The 19,045-nt window shown below is 61.6% G+C and carries 15 protein-coding genes; all 15 read right to left on the bottom strand.

All coding sequences use genetic code 11. The features are described from left to right. Window positions 1-80 precede the first annotated feature (80 nt). The 15 genes from HX783_RS14265 to HX783_RS14195 all read right to left on the bottom strand — a co-directional run bounded on the left by HX783_RS14265 (window position 81) and on the right by HX783_RS14195 (window position 18,980). Complete coding sequence (locus HX783_RS14265) at window positions 81-878, bottom strand: transporter substrate-binding domain-containing protein (protein ID WP_177017279.1); 798 nt, start codon at window positions 876-878, stop codon at window positions 81-83. Between the two features lie 219 nt (window positions 879-1,097). Further along, on the bottom strand, window positions 1,098-1,898 hold the full coding sequence (locus HX783_RS14260) for a transporter substrate-binding domain-containing protein (protein ID WP_159953759.1): 801 nt from the start codon (window positions 1,896-1,898) through the stop codon (window positions 1,098-1,100). Window positions 1,899-2,084: 186 nt separating this feature from the next. Then, window positions 2,085-4,655, bottom strand: a complete 2,571-nt coding sequence (mdoH, locus tag HX783_RS14255; RefSeq protein WP_177017278.1) for a glucans biosynthesis glucosyltransferase MdoH — start codon at window positions 4,653-4,655, stop codon at window positions 2,085-2,087. Then, entirely contained in the window at window positions 4,648-6,432 is a 1,785-nt protein-coding gene (locus tag HX783_RS14250; protein WP_159953757.1) for a glucan biosynthesis protein G, read from the bottom strand. The genes mdoH and HX783_RS14250 overlap by 8 nt, the downstream gene beginning before the upstream one ends. 266 nt (window positions 6,433-6,698) lie before the next feature. Further along, window positions 6,699-7,136, bottom strand: coding sequence for a D-aminoacyl-tRNA deacylase (gene dtd / locus HX783_RS14245; RefSeq protein ID WP_177017277.1), 438 nt, complete (start codon window positions 7,134-7,136; stop codon window positions 6,699-6,701). Further along, on the bottom strand, window positions 7,133-8,104 hold the full coding sequence (pip, locus tag HX783_RS14240) for a prolyl aminopeptidase (protein ID WP_159953755.1): 972 nt from the start codon (window positions 8,102-8,104) through the stop codon (window positions 7,133-7,135). The genes dtd and pip overlap by 4 nt, the downstream gene beginning before the upstream one ends. Before the next feature lie 110 nt (window positions 8,105-8,214). Further along, window positions 8,215-9,144 (bottom strand): alpha/beta hydrolase, encoded by a 930-nt coding sequence (locus HX783_RS14235; protein WP_177017276.1) that lies wholly within the window; start codon window positions 9,142-9,144, stop codon window positions 8,215-8,217. 155 nt (window positions 9,145-9,299) lie between these two features. Continuing rightward, window positions 9,300-10,247, bottom strand: coding sequence for a choline ABC transporter substrate-binding protein (locus HX783_RS14230; RefSeq protein ID WP_177017275.1), 948 nt, complete (start codon window positions 10,245-10,247; stop codon window positions 9,300-9,302). Between the two features lie 257 nt (window positions 10,248-10,504). Then, window positions 10,505-11,305, bottom strand: a complete 801-nt coding sequence (hutG, locus tag HX783_RS14225) for an N-formylglutamate deformylase (protein ID WP_177017274.1) — start codon at window positions 11,303-11,305, stop codon at window positions 10,505-10,507. 13 nt (window positions 11,306-11,318) lie between these two features. Further along, window positions 11,319-12,524: an imidazolonepropionase gene (gene hutI / locus HX783_RS14220; RefSeq protein ID WP_177017273.1), complete on the bottom strand. Its 1,206-nt coding sequence runs from the start codon at window positions 12,522-12,524 to the stop codon at window positions 11,319-11,321. 15 nt (window positions 12,525-12,539) lie between these two features. Further along, entirely contained in the window at window positions 12,540-13,949 is a 1,410-nt protein-coding gene (locus HX783_RS14215) for an amino acid permease (protein ID WP_177017272.1), read from the bottom strand. Between the two features lie 145 nt (window positions 13,950-14,094). After that, window positions 14,095-15,633, bottom strand: a complete 1,539-nt coding sequence (gene hutH / locus HX783_RS14210; protein ID WP_177017271.1) for a histidine ammonia-lyase — start codon at window positions 15,631-15,633, stop codon at window positions 14,095-14,097. Between the two features lie 18 nt (window positions 15,634-15,651). Next, on the bottom strand, window positions 15,652-17,175 hold the full coding sequence (gene hutH / locus HX783_RS14205) for a histidine ammonia-lyase (protein WP_177017270.1): 1,524 nt from the start codon (window positions 17,173-17,175) through the stop codon (window positions 15,652-15,654). A gap of 132 nt (window positions 17,176-17,307) precedes the next feature. Then, window positions 17,308-18,132 (bottom strand): glycine betaine/L-proline ABC transporter ATP-binding protein, encoded by an 825-nt coding sequence (locus tag HX783_RS14200; protein WP_159953747.1) that lies wholly within the window; start codon window positions 18,130-18,132, stop codon window positions 17,308-17,310. Further along, entirely contained in the window at window positions 18,129-18,980 is an 852-nt protein-coding gene (locus tag HX783_RS14195; protein WP_017138613.1) for a proline/glycine betaine ABC transporter permease, read from the bottom strand. Before HX783_RS14195 ends, HX783_RS14200 begins: the two co-directional genes overlap by 4 nt. Window positions 18,981-19,045 lie beyond the last annotated feature (65 nt).

The raw sequence follows: 19,045 nt of genomic DNA, 5'->3' as shown, positions 1-19,045 counted from the left end.
TTGACCGAGTTCCAACATGAAAATGCGGTCAAAATGTGGGAGCGGGCTTGCTCGCGAAGGGCGCGACTCGGTCTAAACCTTTATTCCATGTCCTTGAGCCACTCGGAGCTCTTGAACCACTTGTCATGGATGCGATCGTAGGTGCCGTCGTTGCGGATCTGGTGCAGGAAGTTGTTGATGTAGTTGAGGCTGTCGTAATCGCCTTTTTTCAGGCCAAACGCCAACGGCTCAAAGGTGAAGGGTTCTTCCAGGAACACCAGCTTGCCATTACCGACCTTTTTCTCGGCGACCACGTTGTACGGTGCGTCGTAGACGAAGGCATCGGCCTTGCCATTGACCACGTCCAGCACACCTTCCTGTTCGTTGTCATAGCCGTGGTACTTGGCTTTGGAGATCAGCTTTTTAGCCACCATCTCGCCGGTGGTACCGAGCTTGGAGGTCAGGCGGTATTTCTCGTCATTCAGGTCTTTGTAGGACTTGATGGTGCCTTCCAGGTCCTTGCGAATCAGCAGGGTCTGGCCGACCACGATGAAGGGTTCGCTGAAGTTCAGGCGCAGGTTGCGTTCCTGGGTCAGGGTCATGCCGCTGCCGATCATGTCGAACTTGCCGGTCAGGAAGGCCGGGATGATGCCGTCGTAACCGGTGGACACCAGCTCCAGCTTGACGCCCATGGACTTGGCCAGGGCCTTGAGGATGTCGACTTCGAAACCGATGATTTCACCGCGCTTGTCTGTCATTTCGAACGGCATGTAGGTTGGGTCCATGCCGACTTTCAGCGTGCCGCGCTTGACCGCATCATCGATGGCGCCGGCATGCGCCGCAGTGGCCGCGACCAGCGCGGTGACGCCAAGCATCAGCATCGAAAGATACTTTTTCATCATCAAGTCCCCTGAACGATTCTTGTAAGGTCGGCGCGCAAAAGGGCTGCACCAATTCGGGGTGCGATCCTAACCCACTCATTGCCCGTCACAAAGGTTTCGCGGGTAATTGTTAACGGCGTATGTCGGAAAAACCCCACAAAAGTGCAAGCAAGCGCACTGATAGACACGTCCGGGCGAGCGCGCGGCAATTCATTGATATGTAAGTAGTTATGACGATCAGTCAATTTCCGCCATCCAGGCGGTGTCCTTGAACCACTTGTCGTGCAGCCGATCGTAGGTGCCATCCTGGGCCACCTGGCTAAGAAAGTGGTTGATCCAGTTAAGGCTATCGTAATCGCCTTTTTTCAGGCCGAACGCCAGGGGCTCAAAGGTAAACGGCTGCTCCAGCGCCAGCAGTGCGTGGTTCTCCGGCCGGGTCATGGCGATCAGGTTGTAGGGCGCGTCATGAACAAAGGCATCGGCTTTGCCTTCCACCACCCGCCGCACGCCCTCCTCCGGGGTTGCGACACTGCTCAATTGGGCCGCCCCCAAAAAACGTTGTGCGGCGGACTCGCCCGTAGTGCCTTCGGTGGCCACGATCCGATAACTCGCCTCGTCCAGGTCTTCGATACTGGAGATCTTGCCGGCAAGGCTCGGATGCAACAGCACGGTTTGGCCGACGACAATGAAGGAGTCGCTGAAATTGAGCTTCAGGTTGCGCTCTTGAGTGACCGTCATGCCGCTGCCGATCAGATCGAACTTGTTCGCCATCAACCCCGGCACCAAATCGGTATAGGGCACAGCGACCAGTTCAAGTTCGACGCCCAGGGCGCGGCTCATCGTTTGCAGCAAGTCGATCTCGAAGCCGATGATGCGGCCCTGCTTGTCGGTCATTTCGAAGGGGACATAGACGGGCGTGGTGCCGACTTTAAGCACGCCTCGCCGCACCGCGTCATCAAGCGCGCCGGCGCTCAGCCAGCCTGAATAAATCAATGCGGCAGCGCTGATCAGCCATGCCGAACAATACCTTTTGAACATGAATCCCCCTATGTTCGAGTCAATTTCGGGGGCGATGCTAACCCAGCCGCAGGCACGACAATACGCCTCGGACAAGGGTCTTTTGTTTCGAAATAACAAGGTGCCAGGGGGATCAGGAAGAGGCGTGAAACGCTGTAGGACCAGCGCTTCAAACGCCCCCGAGGTGAGCCCTCGGGGGCGTCAGAATCAGGCCGGTTGGGCCTGCGACGACAGCGGTTGCAACGGCAGCAACGGCGCGTGCGGGTCAGCTTTGATCGATGCACGCCAAGCGCCAAGCCATTCGGCGTGGCCTTCGCTCCACACCTGCTGGTGCAGGCGAGCCAGGGCTACCGGGTCGCTGAGCAACGCCACCCGCTCGCCATTGTTGAGGCCGGCAGGGCCGACTTTCAACGCATGGCGCACACGCTCCTGGCGCAAGTGCTCGATCGGCTCGGCCTCACGGTGACGCGAGGTCGCCAGGGCACAGGCCAGGGCGTTCTGCTGCGGGTCGACAACCGAACGCACAAACCCGTCATTCAGGGCGTGCCAACGGTTTTCGTGGGTGTACTTCTCGGTCGACAGCAGGGCTTGCGGCGGATTGTATTCCTCAGGAATCAGGAACAGGCTCTCGTCGCGAGACTTGAGGCCCAGCTTCACGCGGCTGGAAATCACCGACACCGGAATCGACAGCATCAGCGAGCCGACAATCGGAATCAGCCACCACAGGAAGCTCGGGTTCAACCACACCACCAACAGCGCCCACAGGAAGCCGAGCAAGGTTTGCGGGCCGTGGCGCTTGACTGCCTCGCTCCATGGCGTGGAATCGTCGTCACGTTGCGGCGAGTTCCAGGTCGCAGCCCAGCCGAGGAACGCGGCGAGCACGAAGCGGGTGTGGAAGATCATCCGCACCGGCGCCAGCAGCATGGAGAACAGCATCTCCAGCAGCATCGACAAGGTCACCTTGAACTTGCCACCGAACTCTTTCGCACCCTTGGCCCAGATCAGGATGATGCTCAGCAACTTGGGCAGGAACAGCAGCACGATGGTGGTGGAGAACAGCGCCACCGCCTTGTCCGGGTGCCATTGCGGCCACAGCGGGTACAGCTGGCGTGGCGCCATGAAGTACTGCGGCTCCATCAAGGTGTTCACCGCCAGCAACGCCGTCGACAGCACCAGGAAGAAGAACCATAGCGGCGCCGACAGGTAGGACATCACGCCGGTCAGGAACACCGCACGGTGAACCGGGTGCATGCCTTTAACCAGGAACAGGCGGAAGTTCATCAGGTTGCCGTGGCACCAGCGACGGTCACGCTTGAGTTCATCCAGCAGGTTCGGCGGCAGTTCTTCGTAGCTGCCCGGCAAGTCGTAGGCAATCCACACGCCCCAGCCGGCACGGCGCATCAGTGCAGCTTCAACGAAGTCGTGGGAGAGAATCGCACCGGCAAACGCGCCTTTACCCGGCAACGGCGCCAGGGCGCAGTGCTCGATAAACGGCTTCATGCGGATGATCGCGTTGTGGCCCCAGTAGTGGGATTCACCCAACTGCCAGAAGTGCAGGCCGGCGGTAAACAGCGGGCCGTAGACGCGGGTGGCGAACTGCTGCATGCGTGCATACAGAGTGTCCATGCCCGACGCACGTGGCGCGGTCTGGATAATCCCGGCATCCGGCGTAGCTTCCATCAAGCGCACCAGGCTGGTCAGGCATTCGCCGCTCATCACGCTGTCGGCGTCGAGCACCACCATGTACTTGTAGTCACCGCCCCAGCGACGGCAGAAGTCGTCGAGGTTGCCGCTCTTGCGTTTGACGCGACGGCGACGGCGGCGATAGAAGATCTTGCCGAAGCCGCCGGCTTCGCGGCACACGTCAAGCCAGGCTTGCTGTTCGGCGATGCAGATATCGGCTTCGTTACTGTCGCTTAGCACGAAGAAATCGAAGCGGTCGAGGTCACCCGTGGCGGCCACCGATTCGAAGGTGGCGCGCAAACCGGCAAACACCCGAGGCACGTCTTCGTTGCAGATCGGCATCACCAGCGCGGTGCGGGCATCTTTTGGAATCGGCTCGTCGCCGGCGCTTTTGCCGGAAATTCGGTACTTATCGTGACCGGTGAGCAATTCCAGAAAGCCCATCAACGCGGTCCAGAAACCGGCCGACACCCAGCAGAACAAAATCCCGAACATGATCAGGATGCTGGTTTGCAGGGCGTAAGGCAGTACCTGGGTCGCGGTTTGCAGCAGGGTCTGGTTGCGAATCTCGTCGAAGTCGACCAGCGACCAGCCCTGGTACGGCATGATGCCTTTCATGTACCAGCCGGCGACGATGGTCTGGCCGAGCATCAAGATCAGCAGGATGTAGCGACGGATCGAACCGACGGTGCGCCAGCGCGCGGCCGGCAGTACACGTTCGTCTTTGGGCGGCTTCGGCGGGTTGGTGCGACCGGTCATCCGGCGCCAACCGCGCACCAGGATGTTGGTGCGCCAAGGCTCAGGCACGACTTTGGTCCGACGAATCGGCGGCGTCGCCTTCAGGCACACCCGGCCACTGGCGTCGAGCGCGAGCATTTCTGCGTCTTGCAGCTCTTCGGCGGTGTTGAGGGTCAGCCGACGGCCAACCGAGGCTTGGGCAGCATCGGTCGGTGCGTCGAAAGTCGCGGACGACAAGCGTTCGTGCAACTCGCTGAAGGACGTGCAGCCCGCCAACTCGGCGCGCTGCTCTGCGGTCATCGGGAGGTGCGCCAGGTACTCGGACAGAGTCTCTGGCGTGGCTTGAGAATTACTCATCGGCAGGCAACTGATAGCTCCAGGTTTCGGTCAGGACTTGTTCTGTCTTGCTCGGCTCCGGATTAGAGAGTGACGTGGCCGGGGCAGCTTCTGGCTGCTTGGCTTCCTTGTCCTTGGCATCTTTCGCGTCTTTAGCGTCTTTCGCTTCTTTCGCGTCCTTCTTGGCCTGTTTCTCGTGTTGCTTGGCCAGGAGTTTGTCGGCCTTGATCACTTGGGTCGAAGCCTTTTCAGGCTCTGGCTGCGGAATATCCTGGACCAGGGCCGCACGCATTTCAGTTGGCTTGCCTGCGTCTTTGATCTTCATCCGCAGGGTCAGGCGCCAGCCTTTGGTGTGTTCGTTGTAGCGCACGCTGTTTTCAACGATTTCAGCGTTGTCGCCCACGCTCACCTGGCTGCGCACCGGGGCATCGGCCGGCAGTGCTTTGAGGGACGGCCCCTCGAAGTCCACCAGGTAAGCCACGCTGCCGTCCGGCTGGCGGATCAGGTTGGATTGCTTCACGTCACCGGTGGAACGCAGCGTCTGCTTGACCCAGGCGCTGTCGGCCGGGTGCAGGGCTTTTTCGTCCATGGTCCAGTGCAGGCGGTAGCTGATGTCCAGCGGCTCGCCGACTTTCGGCAACTCGGCCGGGCTCCAGAACGCAACGATGTTGTCGTTGGTTTCATCGGCGGTCGGAATCTCGACCAGGTCGACGGAACCCTTGCCCCAGTCGCCCTCAGGCTCGATCCAGGCGCTTGGGCGCTTGTCGTAGTTGTCGTCGAGGTCTTCGTAGTGGCTGAAGTCGCGACCGCGTTGAAGCAGGCCGAAACCGCGCGGGTTTTCGATGGTGAAGTTGCTGACCGACAGGTGTTTCGGGTTGTTCAGAGGGCGCCAGATCCACTCGCCGTTGCCGGCATGGATCGACAGACCGCTGGAATCATGCAGCTCACGACGGTAGTTGAGCACCTTCGACGGCTGGTTCGCGCCGAACAGGAACATGCTGGTCAGCGGGGCAACGCCCAGCTTGCTGACCTTGTCGCGCAGGAACATCTGCGATTTGACGTCGACGATGGTGTCGGTGCCAGGGCGCAGGGTCAGGCGATAAGCGCCGGTGGCGCGTGGCGAATCCAGCAGGGCGAAGATCACCAGCTGCTTTTCACCCGGTTTTGGACGCTCGACCCAGAACTCGGTAAAACGCGGGAATTCTTCACCGGACGGCAATGCCGTGTCGATCGCCATGCCACGCGCAGACAGGCCATACGACTGGCCCTTGCCGACGACGCGGAAGTAACTCGCGCCGAGCATGGTCATGATTTCGTCTTGCTTGTCGTCTTTGTTGATCGGGTAAAGCACACGGAAACCGGCATAACCCAGTTGTTCGGTGGACTTTGGATCGTATTTCACGTCGCCGAAATCGAAACGCGTCGGGTCGTATTTGATTTCATGAACGCTGTCGGCGGTGACTTCGTTGATTTTCACCGGCGTGTCGAAGTGCATGCCCTGGTGATAGAAGGACAGCTTGAAGGGCGTGTTCTGATCGGCCCACTCGGCTTTTTCGTTGCGGAAACGAATCTTCTGATAGTCGGCGAATTTCATTTCGCGAAATTCGTTCGGCAGATTGCTGCGCGGAGCTTCGTATTTCTGCCCGGCCAGCTCTTTTGCCTTGGCCGACACATCATCCAGACTGAATGCCCACAGTTGACCCGCGCCGAACAGGCAAAACAGGGCGGAGCCCGTTACCAGTGCGTTTCGTAACCGTTTGGCAGACAATTTTGGTGCATTACAGGGACTAACAATCACGAGCAACCCTCGCCGAAAACAGATCAAAAAACCAACGGCCAGCTATCTATATGCCAGGTTGGCGAGCATTGTTCCGACTCCCCTGGGTCAAAATGATTCCCCAGTGGCCGTCGGACAAGTCTCTACCTAAGTCAAAAATGGACCAAACAACGCTGATCCCCGTAGCGCGCGATTATCTAGTAGCCAGCGAAACAACGCATTAGGGACAACGAAGTATTTGTAGCGAAACCCTGCGTTTTTAGGCATTAAAGTCGTTTTTAATACATTCATATCTGTAAGAGGAAGGTCACAGGGCCATCATTGACCAAATGCACCTGCATATCAGCGCCAAAACGCCCTGACGCCACCTTGCCATGCAATTGTTGCGCTTGTAACAACAAGTGCTCAAATAGCGCCGCTCCCAGGGCCGGTGGGGCCGCTGTGGAGAAGCTCGGCCGCAGCCCGCTTTTGGTATCCGCCGCCAGGGTGAACTGCGAAACCAGCAGCAAACCGCCGCCGATATCCTTTAAAGACAAGTTCATCTTGCCCTCATCGTCGCTGAACACTCGGTAGTTAAGCAGCTTGTGCAGCAGTTTGTCGGCACTCTCGGGCGTATCTGAAGGCTCGACAGCTACCAGCACCAGCAAACCCTGGTCAATCGAACCGACCACTTCGCCCGCCACCTCGACCCGGGCGCCACGCACCCGTTGCAACAGGCCCTTCATGCTTCTTCTGGCGGCAAATCAAGCAGGCGCCGTGCCATCTCGCCGGTCGCACGTACCAAAGCATCAGTGATGCCTGGCTCGGAGGCCGCGTGCCCTGCCTCGCGAATCACCTGCAGCTCGCTGTTGGGCCACGCCTGATGCAGCTCCCAGGCATTGTCCAGCGGGCAGATCATATCGTAGCGGCCGTGAATGATGACACCCGGCAGATGGGCGATCTTGTGCATATCGCGAATCAGCTGGTTGGGCTCCATGAACGAGTTATTGGTGAAGTAGTGGCACTCGATACGCGCGATGGAGAGCGCGCGCTGCGGCTCGGAAAAGCGCTCGACGTGCTGTGGGCTCGGGCACAGGCCCAACATGCGGCCTTCCCAGCCGGACCAGGCTTTGGCCGCGTGCATCTGGGCGATCTGGTCGTTGCCGGTCAGGCGCTTGTGGTAAGCGGCGACCATGTCGTGACGCTCGTCCGCCGGGATCGGGGCGAGGTAGTCCTGCCAGTAATCCGGGAACATGCGGCTCGCGCCTTCCTGGTAGAACCAGTGAATGTCCTGCGGCCGGGCCAGGAAAATGCCGCGCAGGATCAAGCCATGCACACGCTCGGGGTGGGTTTGCGCGTAGGCCAAAGACAGGGTCGAGCCCCAGGAGCCACCGAACAGCACCCATTTGTCGATGCCCAGGTGTTCGCGGATGCGCTCAAGGTCGGCGACCAGGTCCCAGGTAGTGTTGTTTTCCAGGCTCGCGCGAGGCGTGGAGCGCCCGCAGCCACGCTGGTCGAATGTGACAATGCGGTACAGGTTCGGATCAAAGTAGCAGCGGCTCTGGGCGTCACATCCGGAGCCAGGGCCACCGTGGATAAAGACGACAGGCAAGCCTTCGGGGGTGCCGCTTTCATCGACGTACAGCGTGTGGGTGTCATCGACTGCCAGATCGTGCCGGGCGTAAGGTTTGATCTGCGGGTACCAAGTCTGCATTGCGCGCTCCGTAGGGTGTCGGGTTCATCCCTGAGGGGACGTCTATTATTCTTGCCGTCTGGCATCATAAACCCGAATTGTGCAATGAGCATGTCCTTGAGCACTTAGACCTATGTCAGCTGTTCGCTCCCCAGGTAGGACAGCAGGTAGTCGTACAGCCGATCCACCTCCGGCGCCTGGCCGCGCGCGCGCAAACAGCCGTGGACCAAACCTTTGCCGGGATACAGCACGGCCTCGACGCCTGCTGCTTGCAGGCGTTCGGCATACACCATGCCGTCATCGCGCAGCGGGTCGAACTGGGCCACGGCGATCAGGGCCTTGGGCAAACCGCTGAAATCCTCGGCCAATAGCGGCATGGCATAGGCCGAAGGCTCGCCGCCGCCCAACAGGTAGAGCGCCAGGTAGCAGTCGGTATCGGCGCTGCTAAGCAGCGGCGCGTCCATGCAATCGCGGCGCGACGGCAAATCGGCCGGCCCACCCAAACCGGGGTAGATCAGGACCTGGGCCTGAGGCAGCGGCTGGCCGTCGTCGCGCAGGCCCAGGCACAACGCCGCCGCCAGATTGCCACCGGCGCTGTCGCCCATCACCACCAAACGCTGCAAGTTGATGGCGTGCGGCCCCTGCCCCGCCTGGATTGCCTGCCAGACAGCGCGGCAATCTTCGTACGCCGCCGGGAACGGATGTTCCGGCGCCAGGCGGTAGTCGATGGCGATTACCAACACCTGCAGGGCGCTGGCCAGTTCGAAGCAGATGAAGTCATGGGAATCCAGCCCGCCGACCACCCAACCGCCGCCGTGCATATAAAGGAGGCATGGCCAGCCTTGCGCCGGAGTGGCCGTTGCAGGTTGATAGCAGCGAACCTTCACCCCGCCGAGCGCGGCGTCCGAGACTTGCAGGCCATCGGGCTGCGACGGCGTGAACGCCTCGCACATGCGGTCGTAATTCTGGCGCAAGCCAGCCAGCGATGAGTCTTCGCTGGTGAAGGATTCGGTTTTGGTGACGAAGGCGCGCATCTGCGAAGAAAGTGGGTATTCGGACATGCATAAACTTCTCTGACAATGGAGATCAACCTGTGGGAGCGGGCTTGCTCGCGAATGCGGTGGGTCAGCCAACTCATCAGGCGACTGATACACCGCATTCGCGAGCAAGCCCGCTCCCACATTTGCCCTGTGTTGTTTGAGCTACCGTGTCTGGCTCAGGGCTTAAGGCTGGCCTGGACGGCCGCGACGCCATCGCTGCCATCAAACGCGGCAACCCCCGCCAGCCAACGCTGCAAATCCTCCGGATGGTCGCGCAGCCATTGCTTGGCGACGTCCTGCGGCGACTGGCGCTCCATGATCGGCACCATCAACTGGCTTTCCTGGGCGGCGGTGAAGGTCAGGTTGGTCAGCAGCCGGTTGGCGTTGGGGCAACGCTCGGCGAAGTCCGGCGCGGTGACGGTGGAAACGGTGGCCCGGCCTTCATCGGCACCGAACACATCTTCACTGCCGGTGAGGTAGGTCATTTTCATATTGATGTTCATCGGGTGCGGCGTCCAACCGACAAACACCACGAACTCCTTGCGATTCACCGCACGCTGCACGGCCGCGAGCATGCCCGCTTCACCGGAGGCGACCAGCTTGAAGCCGCCCAGGCCGAAGTGGTTGGTGTCGATCATTTTCTGGATATCGGTGTTCGCGCCACTGCCGGGCTCGATGCCGTAGATTTTGCCGCCCAGTTTGTCCTTGAAGCGCGCAATGTCAGCAAAGGTTTTCAAGCCAGCGTCGGCCACGTATTGCGGCACGGCCAGGGTGGCTTGGGCGTCAGAGAGGCTGGGCGTGTCGAAGACCTTGACCTGTTTGGCGGCCAGGAACGGGGCAATGTTGTTGTCCATCGCCGGTTTCCAGTAGCCAAGGAAGATATCCAGGCGCTTGTCGCGGATGCCGGCAAAGATGATCTGCTGCACGGCGCTGGTCTGCTTGCTGTCGTAGCCCAGGCCGTTGAGCAGCACGTCGGCCATGCCGGAAGTGGCGATGACGTCGGTCCAGCTGACCACGCCCATGCGCACCGCCTTGCACGAGGCCGGCTCAGCGGCCATGGCCTGCGCACTGAGCAGCACGGCGCCGGTGAGGGTCAACAGGTAACGGTTGAACAGTCTTTTCATGAAAGAGGTCTCACTCGGCAGCTTTATTGTGGGGAGTGGCGTCTGACGCGCCCTGCCCACAACCTTACCCAGCGGGATGTCTGTTAACACGACCTGTGGCGACCGGCAGTTGCACTGCGGCGACTGTGAGGCCCCCTTCGCGAGCAAGCCCGCTCCCACATTTGGACCGCATTCTCATGTTGGAACTCGGTCAAGTGTGGGAGCGGCGGTTCGACGCTTCGACTTGCTCGCGAAAGCTATTGCAGCAGCCCCGAAAATTACCGGTAACGCTGCTGCCCCCAGGTTAACAACCCTTCCAGCAACTGCCTCAACACCACCCGCGTCGGCTCGGCCAAATCCGGCCGGTAACGGAACGGCTCAAACTCTTCCATATAGGCGCTCTGGCACAACTCCAGCTGCACGGCATGAATGTCCTGCGCCGGGTCGCCGTAATGCCGGGTGATATGCCCGCCCTTGAAACGCCCGTTGAGCACATGGGTGTATTGCGGATGCGCAGCACAGATGGCTTCCAACTGGCTGGCCAGCTCCGGGTCGCAGGCGGCGCCGTTGAAAGTGCCGAGGTTGAAGTCCGGCAGCTTGCCTTCAAACAAGTGCGGTATCACCGAGCGGATCGAGTGCGCATCAAACAGCAGCGCGTAGCCGAACTCGGCCTTGAGCCGCGCCAGTTCTTCTTGCAGGGCACGGTGGTAAGGGCCCCAAATCTTTTGCAGGTAAGTGGCGCGCTCTTCCTGGGACGGCGCCAACCCTTCGCGGAACAACGGCACGCCGTCGAACAAGGTCGCCGGGTACAGGCCGGTGGTGGCGCCGACGTACAACGGCTTGTCGTCCGCAGACCGGTTCAGGTCGATGACAAACCGTGAATACTCGGCCGACAGCGTGCTGGCCCCCAGTTCCTCGGCAAAGTCATACAGCGTGGGGATGTGCCAGTCGGTGTCCGGCAGGCTTTGTGCCTCGGGGATCAACCCGGCCTCGACCGCAGGCGTCAGACGCAGGCCCGCATGGGGCATGCTAATCAGCAGCGGCACACGGCCTTGTTTGAAGTTCAGAACCTTATCCACAAAAAAGTACTCCTCAAACAGTGACATCGACGCCGTGGCGCACGACGCGTTTATCCAGCTCGCCGCCCAGCCAGTAGGCCAGGTCGGCGGGGCGATCAATCTGCCAGGCGACAAAGTCGGCGACCTTGCCCACCTCCAGCGAACCGTGGGTATCGCCCATACCCAGTGCGGTCGCCGCGTGCTGCGTGGCGCCGGCCAGGGCTTCTTCCGGGGTCATGCGGAACAAGGTGCACGCCATGTTCAGCATCAGGCGCACCGACAACGCCGGCGAGGTGCCGGGGTTGAGGTCGCTGGCGATGGCGATCTTCACGCCGTGTTTGCGCAGGGCGTCCATTGGCGGCAACTGGGTTTCACGCAGGAAGTAAAACGCGCCCGGCAGCAATACGGCGACGGTGCCGGCAGCGGACATCGCGATGGCGTCTTCTTCGGTCATGAATTCCAGGTGGTCCGCCGACAGCGCGTGGTAACGCGCGGCGAGGCTGGAGCCGTGCAGCGACGACAACTGCTCGGCGTGCAGCTTCACCGGCAGGCCCAGTTGCTGGGCAACCTTGAACACGCGCTCGACCTGCTCGGTGGAAAACGCCAGGTATTCGCAGAACGCATCCACCGCATCCACCAGCCCTTCTGCAGCCAGGGCCGGCAGCATCTCGGTGCAGATGTGCTCGATGTAGTCGTCGGCGCGGTCCTTGTACTCCGGCGGCAACGCATGCGCGGCCAGGCACGTGGCGCGCACGCTGACTGGCAACGCTTCGCCGAGGCGCCGCGCGACGCGCAACATCTTGCGCTCGTTGACCAAGTCCAGGCCGTAGCCGGATTTGATCTCCACCGTGGTCACGCCGTCACGCAGCAAGCTGCGCAGGCGCTTGTGGGCGCTGGCAAACAGTTCATCTTCGGACGCGGCACGGGTGGCGCGCACGGTGCTGGCAATACCACCACCCTTGGCGGCGATTTCGGCGTAGCTCACGCCTTCAAGGCGCTGCTCGAATTCGCCGCTGCGATTGCCGCCGAACACCGTGTGCGTGTGGCAGTCGATCAGCCCGGGGGTGACCCACGCGCCTTGCAGGTCATGCACCTGGGCGTAGTCCGCCGGTGGCACTTGGCTGCGGAGGCCGACCCACTCAATGAGCGGGCCTGCGGTGACCATGGCGGCATCCTCGATGATCGAGTATTTGCCGCCTGCCATGGTTGCGACGTGGCAGTGTTGCCAAAGCGTTTTCATCAACGCCTCCCTAAGTTAACGATGAGACAAAGCCGGGTCGTAATGGACCTTGGCCGTTTGCCCGGCAGCAGGTTTGACCCACAGCAGATAGGCGACCACCAGCAGCACGATCCACACGGCGCCGACCAGCAAAGCGGCCTGGGTGTCCGGGAAGTAACCCAGCACGCCAAACACGAACAGCATGAACACGATGGCCGCCGCTGGCGCATACGGCCAGAACGGCACCGGGAATTTCAGCTCGGCGACCTGTTCTTTGGTCATCGAGCGACGCATCGCCACCTGCGTGAACAGGATCATCAGCCACACCCACACCGTGGCGAAGGTGGCAATCGAGGCGATCAGCAGGAACACGTTTTCCGGGATCAGGTAGTTGAGCACCACGCCGCCAAGCAGCGCTGCGCCCATCACCACCACGGTCATCCACGGCACACCTTGCTTGGACAGTTGGGCAAACCCCTTGGGCGCCTGCCCTTGCTGGGCCAGGCCGTACATCATGCGGCCGGCGCCGAAGATGTCGCTGTTGATGGCCGAGACGGCCGCCGAGATCACCACGATATTGAGGATGGTCGCCGCCGAGCCAATGCCCAGGTTGCTGAAGATCTGCACGAACGGGCTGCCTTGGCTGCCAATCTGTGGCCACGGGTAGATCGCCATCAGCACGAACAGGGTCAGCACGTAGAACAACAGGATGCGCAGCGGCACCGCGTTGATGGCCTTGGGGATCACACGTTGCGGGTCTTTGGCCTCACCGGCGGTGATGCCGATGATTTCGATGCCGCCGAAGGCAAACATCACCACCGCAAACGAGGCGATCAGGCCGCCAATGCCATTGGGCATGAAGCCGCCGTGGGCCCACAGGTTGCTGAGGCCGCTGGCCTGGGTTTCACCGGCCGAATGGATGCCGAACAGCATGATGCCGAAGCCGCCGAGGATCATCGCCACAATGGCGCCGACCTTGAGCAGCGACAGCCAGAACTCCATCTCGCCAAACACTTTGACGTTGCACAGGTTCAGGCCGCCGATCAAAAACACGATGCCGAGCACCCATACCCAACGCGCCACTTCGGGAAACCAGAAGCCCATGTAGATACCGAATGCAGTGACGTCGGCGAGGCAGACGATGATCATTTCAAAGGCGTAGGTCCAGCCGAGGACAAACCCGGCCATTGGGCCCAGGTAGGTGCTGGCGTACTGACCGAAGGAGCCGGACACCGGGTTGTGCACGGCCATTTCGCCGAGGGCGCGCATCACCATGAATACGGCGGCGCCGCCGATCAGGTAGGCGAGCAGCACGGCGGGGCCGGCCATCTGGATCGCCGAGGCAGAGCCGTAGAACAACCCGGTGCCGATCGCGGAACCGAGTGCCATGAAGCGAATATGTCGGGCGCTGAGCCCGCGTTTCAAACCCTTTTCTTGCTGGTGCATTTCTCGTCCCTATTATTCTTATGAGGAGAAGATCGTTCCCACGCTCCGCGTGGGAACACATCCTGTGACGCTCCGCGTCACGACTCTGAAAGCGGACGCGCAGCGTCCAGGGCAGCATTCCCACGCAGAGCGTGGGAACGATCGGTTACAAGCTCGGCAGGAGTTTGGCCGGCACCAGCTCATTCAGGCAGCGGCTGGCGAGCAGTTCGCTGGCGGCATTGATGTCCGGGGCGAAGAAGCGGTCCTTGTCGTAGAAGCCGACTTTGGCGCGCAGGATGCCACGGGCTTTTTCCAGCTTCGGCGAGGTTTTCAAACCGTCGCGCAGGTCAAGGCCCTGGCACGCAGCCAACCATTCCACTGCCAGAATGCCACGGGTGTTCTCCGCCATTTCCCACAGGCGCTTGCCTGCAGCCGGTGCCATCGACACGTGGTCTTCCTGGTTGGCGGAGGTCGGCAAACTGTCGACGCTGTGCGGATGAGACAGGGCCTTGTTCTCGCTGGCGAGTGCAGCGGCAGTCACCTGGGCAATCATGAAGCCGGAGTTGACCCCGCCATTGCCGACCAGGAACGGCGGCAGTTGCGACATGTGCTTGTCCATCATCAACGAGATGCGGCGCTCACTCAGCGAGCCGATTTCAGCGATGGCCAGGGCCATGTTATCAGCGGCCATGGCCACAGGTTCGGCGTGGAAGTTACCACCGGAGATCACGTCGCCTTCGGCTGCAAACACCAGCGGGTTATCCGACACGGCGTTGGCTTCCACCACCAGTACTTCAGCAGCCTGTCGGAACTGGGTCAGGCAGGCGCCCATGACTTGCGGCTGGCAGCGCAGGGAGTACGGGTCTTGCACCTTGTCGCAGTTCTGGTGCGACTGCGACACCTGGCTGCTTTCGCCGAGCAGGTCGCGGTAGGCCGCAGCCGAATCGATCTGCCCACGTTGGCCACGTGCGGCGTGAATACGCGCGTCGAACGGCGAGCGCGAGCCGAGCACGGCTTCCACGGTCAGGCCACCGCACGCGAGTGCCGCGGCGAACAGGTCTTCGCCTTCGAACAGGCCGCGCAGTGCATAGGCCGTGGACACCTGGGTGCCGTTGAGCAGCGCCAGGCCTTCTTTGGCGGCAAGCGTCAGCGGCGCCAGGCCTGCGACTTTCAGCGCTTCGGTCGCCTCCAGCCATTCGCCCTTGTAGCGCGCCTTGCCTTCGCCGAGCAGCACCAGCGACATGTGCGCCAAGGGCGCCAGGTCACCGGAAGCACCGACCGAGCCTTTCAGCGGAATGTGCGGGTACACCTCGGCGTTGATCAACGCGATCAGCGCGTCGATCACCTGACGGCGAATCCCGGAGAAGCCACGGCTCAGGCTGTTGACCTTAAGCACCATGACCAGCCGCACCAGCGCGTCGCTGATCGGCTCACCGACACCGGCGGCGTGGGACAACACCAGGGAACGCTGGAGGTTTTCCAGGTCTTCACTGGCGATGCGGGTCGAGGCCAGCAGGCCGAAACCGGTGTTGATGCCGTAGGCGGTGCGATTCTCGGCGAGAATCTGCTCCACGCAGGCCACACTGGCTTCGATCTGCGCCGTGGCGCTGTCATCCAGACTGAGGGTTACCGGCTGCTGGTAGATGGCCCGCAGTTGGGCAAGGCTCAGTTGGCCTGGAATCAGATTTAGCGCAGTCACATTCATGCTCCTTGTGAATTATTCTTAGTGCAAATTAGGTAATACGTGGTGCAACAAAGCGGTGTCTTTGAGCAACGCAGCGGCGCTTGCGATATCCGGCGCCAGCCAGCGGTCCTGCTCGTAGGCCGGGACTTTTTCGCGCAGCAAACGCCAGGCGCTGTCAGTGCCTGCGCCGAAACGCTGGTCCTTGAGAAACTCGAAGGCCTGGGCCGCCAGCAGGTACTCGATGGCGAGGATCTGGGTGACGTTGGCCAACAACTGGTGCAGCTTGAGCGCGGCGTTGGTGCCCATGCTCAGGTGATCTTCCTGCAGGCCCGAGGTGACGAAGTTGTCGAGCACCGCCGGTTGCGCCAGCTGGCGGTTTTGCCCGCACAGCGAGGCGGCGACGTATTGCACGATCATCATCCCGGAGTTGACGCCGGGGTTGCTGACCAGGAACGCCGGCAAGCCACTGACATGCGGGTTGATCAGGCGATCCAGGCGGCGCTCGGCCACCGAGCCGATTTCCGCCATGGCGATGGCGAGCATGTCCGCCGCCAAGGCCACGGACTGCCCATGCGGGTTGGCCTGGGACACCACGCGGTAGTTGTCCGGCGTGCCGAGCACCAGCGGGTTGTCGGTGGCGCTGTTGAGTTCGGTCTCGATCTGGCGCGTGGCGTGTTCAACCTGGTCGCGGGCGGCGCCGTGGATTTGCGGGATCGAGCGGATGCTCAAGGCGTCCTGGGTGCGAATGCCTTTGCTGCTGGCGATCACTTCACTGCCGTCGAGCAGCGCGCGCAGGTTGATACCCACTTGCTGCATGCCGGGGTGCGGCTTGAGGGCGATGATGGCTTCGTCGAACGCGTCGATCTGGCCGCGCTGGGCTTCGAAACTCATGGCGCCGATCACATCGGCCCATTGCAGCAAGTGATGCGCGTCGGCCAGGGCCAGGCAGCTCAGGCCGGTCATGCACGGCGTGCCGTTGACCAGGCACAGGCCGTCTTTGGCGCCGAGTACCACCGGCTGCAAACCTTCTGCGTGTAAGGCTTCTTGCGCCTTCACGATCTGGCCGCGATAGCTCACCGTGCCGACGCCCAGCAAGGCCACGCCGACATGGGCCATGTGGGTCAGGTAACCCACCGAACCCTGGGACGGCACTTGCGGCGTGATGCCGTGATTGAGCAGGGCCAGCAGCGAATGCACCACCTGCGGGTGCAGGCCGGATTTGCCGTGGCTGTAGTTGATGATTGCCGCGCAGATGATCGCGCGGGTCTGCTCGTCGCTCAGCACCGGGCCGACGCCACAGGCGTGGCTCAGCAGGGTATTGCGCGACAGCTGGCTGAGCTGCTCGCCCTTGAGCGACACATTGCACAACGCGCCCAGGCCGGTGTTCACGCCATAGGCGCGCTCACCGCTGGTGACAATGCGCTGGACGATGGCCTGGGCATTGTCGATGCGCGCCCAGGCGTGACCCGAGAGTTCGAGCACTGCGCCGTGACGGGCAACGGCGACCACGTCCTGCCAGCGCAGGGGGGCGTCGGCGATGATGATTTTTGCTGCCTGGGACATCTCTAGCCTCTTAAGTTGATCGTTCCCACGCTCTGCGTGTGAACGCCGCCTGGGACGCTCCGCGTCCCGCTGTCAGAAAGTGACGCGGAGCGTCACGGGATGCATTCCCACGCAGAGCGTGGGAACGATCAGCTACACCACCGCCGCGCGGCGCTGAACAAAGCGGTCCACATACTCATCCGCCGGCGAATGCAGAATCTCGCGCGGGGTGCCGACCTGGATCAGTTTGCCGTCCTTGAGAATCGCAATGCGGTTGCCGATACGCACGGCCTCGTCGAGGTCGTGGGTAATGAACACGATGGTTTTGTGCAGGGTCTTTTGCAGCTCCAGCAACTGGTCCTGCATCTCGGCGCGGATCAGCGGGTCGAGGGCGCTGAAGGCTTCGTCCATCAGGATGATGTCGGTGTCGGCCGCCAGGGCGCGGGCCAGGCCCACACGTTGGCGCATGCCGCCGGAGAGCTGGTGCGGGTATTTGTTTTCGTAGCCCTTGAGGCCAACGGTTTCGATCCAGTGCAACGCGCGTTCGGCGCAGACCTGCTTGGTTTCGCCACGCACCTTGAGGCCGTAGGCGACGTTGTCCACCACGCTCTTGTGGGGCAGCAGGCCGAAGCTCTGGAACACCATGCTGATCTTGTGCCGACGGAATTGGCGCAGAGCTTCCATGTCCAGTTGCAGGATGTCTTCGCCGTCCACCAGGATCGCGCCGCTGGTCGGGTCGATCAGGCGGTTGAAGTGGCGCACCAGCGTGGACTTGCCGGAGCCCGACAGGCCCATGATCACGAAGATCTCGCCGGTGCCGATGCTCAGCGACAGGTCGTTGACGCCGACCACGCAGCCGGTCTCGGCCAGCACCTGGTCCTTGGTCTTGCCCTGGCCTACCAGCGCCAGGGCTTCCTTGGAGCGGTTGCCGAAGATCTTGAAGACGTTTTTAACTTCAATTTTGCTGACAGTAGTCATTTGCTCGCCTCATGCCGTGGACGACCATAGGCCTGGGTAATGCGGTCGATGACCACTGCAAGAATCACAATCGCCAGCCCGGCTTCGAGGCCGCGGCCAACGTTAAGCGTCTGGATGCCGACGAGCACGTCTTCACCCAAGCCACGGGCGCCGATCATCGAGGCGATGACCACCATCGACAACGCCATCATGGTGGTCTGGTTGATCCCGGCCATGATGCTTGGCAGGGCCAGCGGCAGTTGCACGCCGAACAGTTGCTGCCAGCGGTTGGCGCCAAAGGCGTTAATGGCTTCCATGACTTCGCCGTCGACTTGGCGAATGCCCAGGTCGGTCAGGCGAATCAGCGGCGGCGCGGCGTAGATCACCGTGGCGAAAATCGCCGGCACCTTGCCAAGGCCAAACAGCATCAGCACCGGAATCAGGTACACGAAGCTCGGCATGGTTTGCATGATGTCGAGCAGCGGCATTAGCACCGAACGCAGACGATTGCTGCGTGCCGACAGAATGCCCAGCGGAATGCCGATCAGCACCGAGATCACCGTGGCGACCATCATCAGTGCCAGGGTCTGCATCAGCTTGTCCCACAGGCCAACCGCGCCCACCAGGAACAGCAAACCGACGATGACGGCCGTGGTCACCACCTTGCGGGTGGCGTGCCAGGCGATGCCACCGACGATGGCCAGCATCAGCCACCAGGGCGCCGCGCGCAGCAACCCTTCCAGGTTGACGATGGCCCATAGCAGGGTGTCGGAGATGTGCCGGAACACATCACCGTAGTTGGTGACCAGTGAGTCCACCCAACCGTTGACCCAGTCGGCGATGGAAAACGTAAAACTCTCAGGAAACATATCGTGCTCTCGATCCAGTGGGTTGTGGCCGGTGTCCGACTAGCCCCTCAGGGTAGTCGGACACG

The organism is Pseudomonas sp. D2002, assembly GCF_013385735.1.
GTDB lineage: Bacteria > Pseudomonadota > Gammaproteobacteria > Pseudomonadales > Pseudomonadaceae > Aquipseudomonas.
This window is presented reverse-complemented; position numbering and strand designations above follow the sequence as displayed.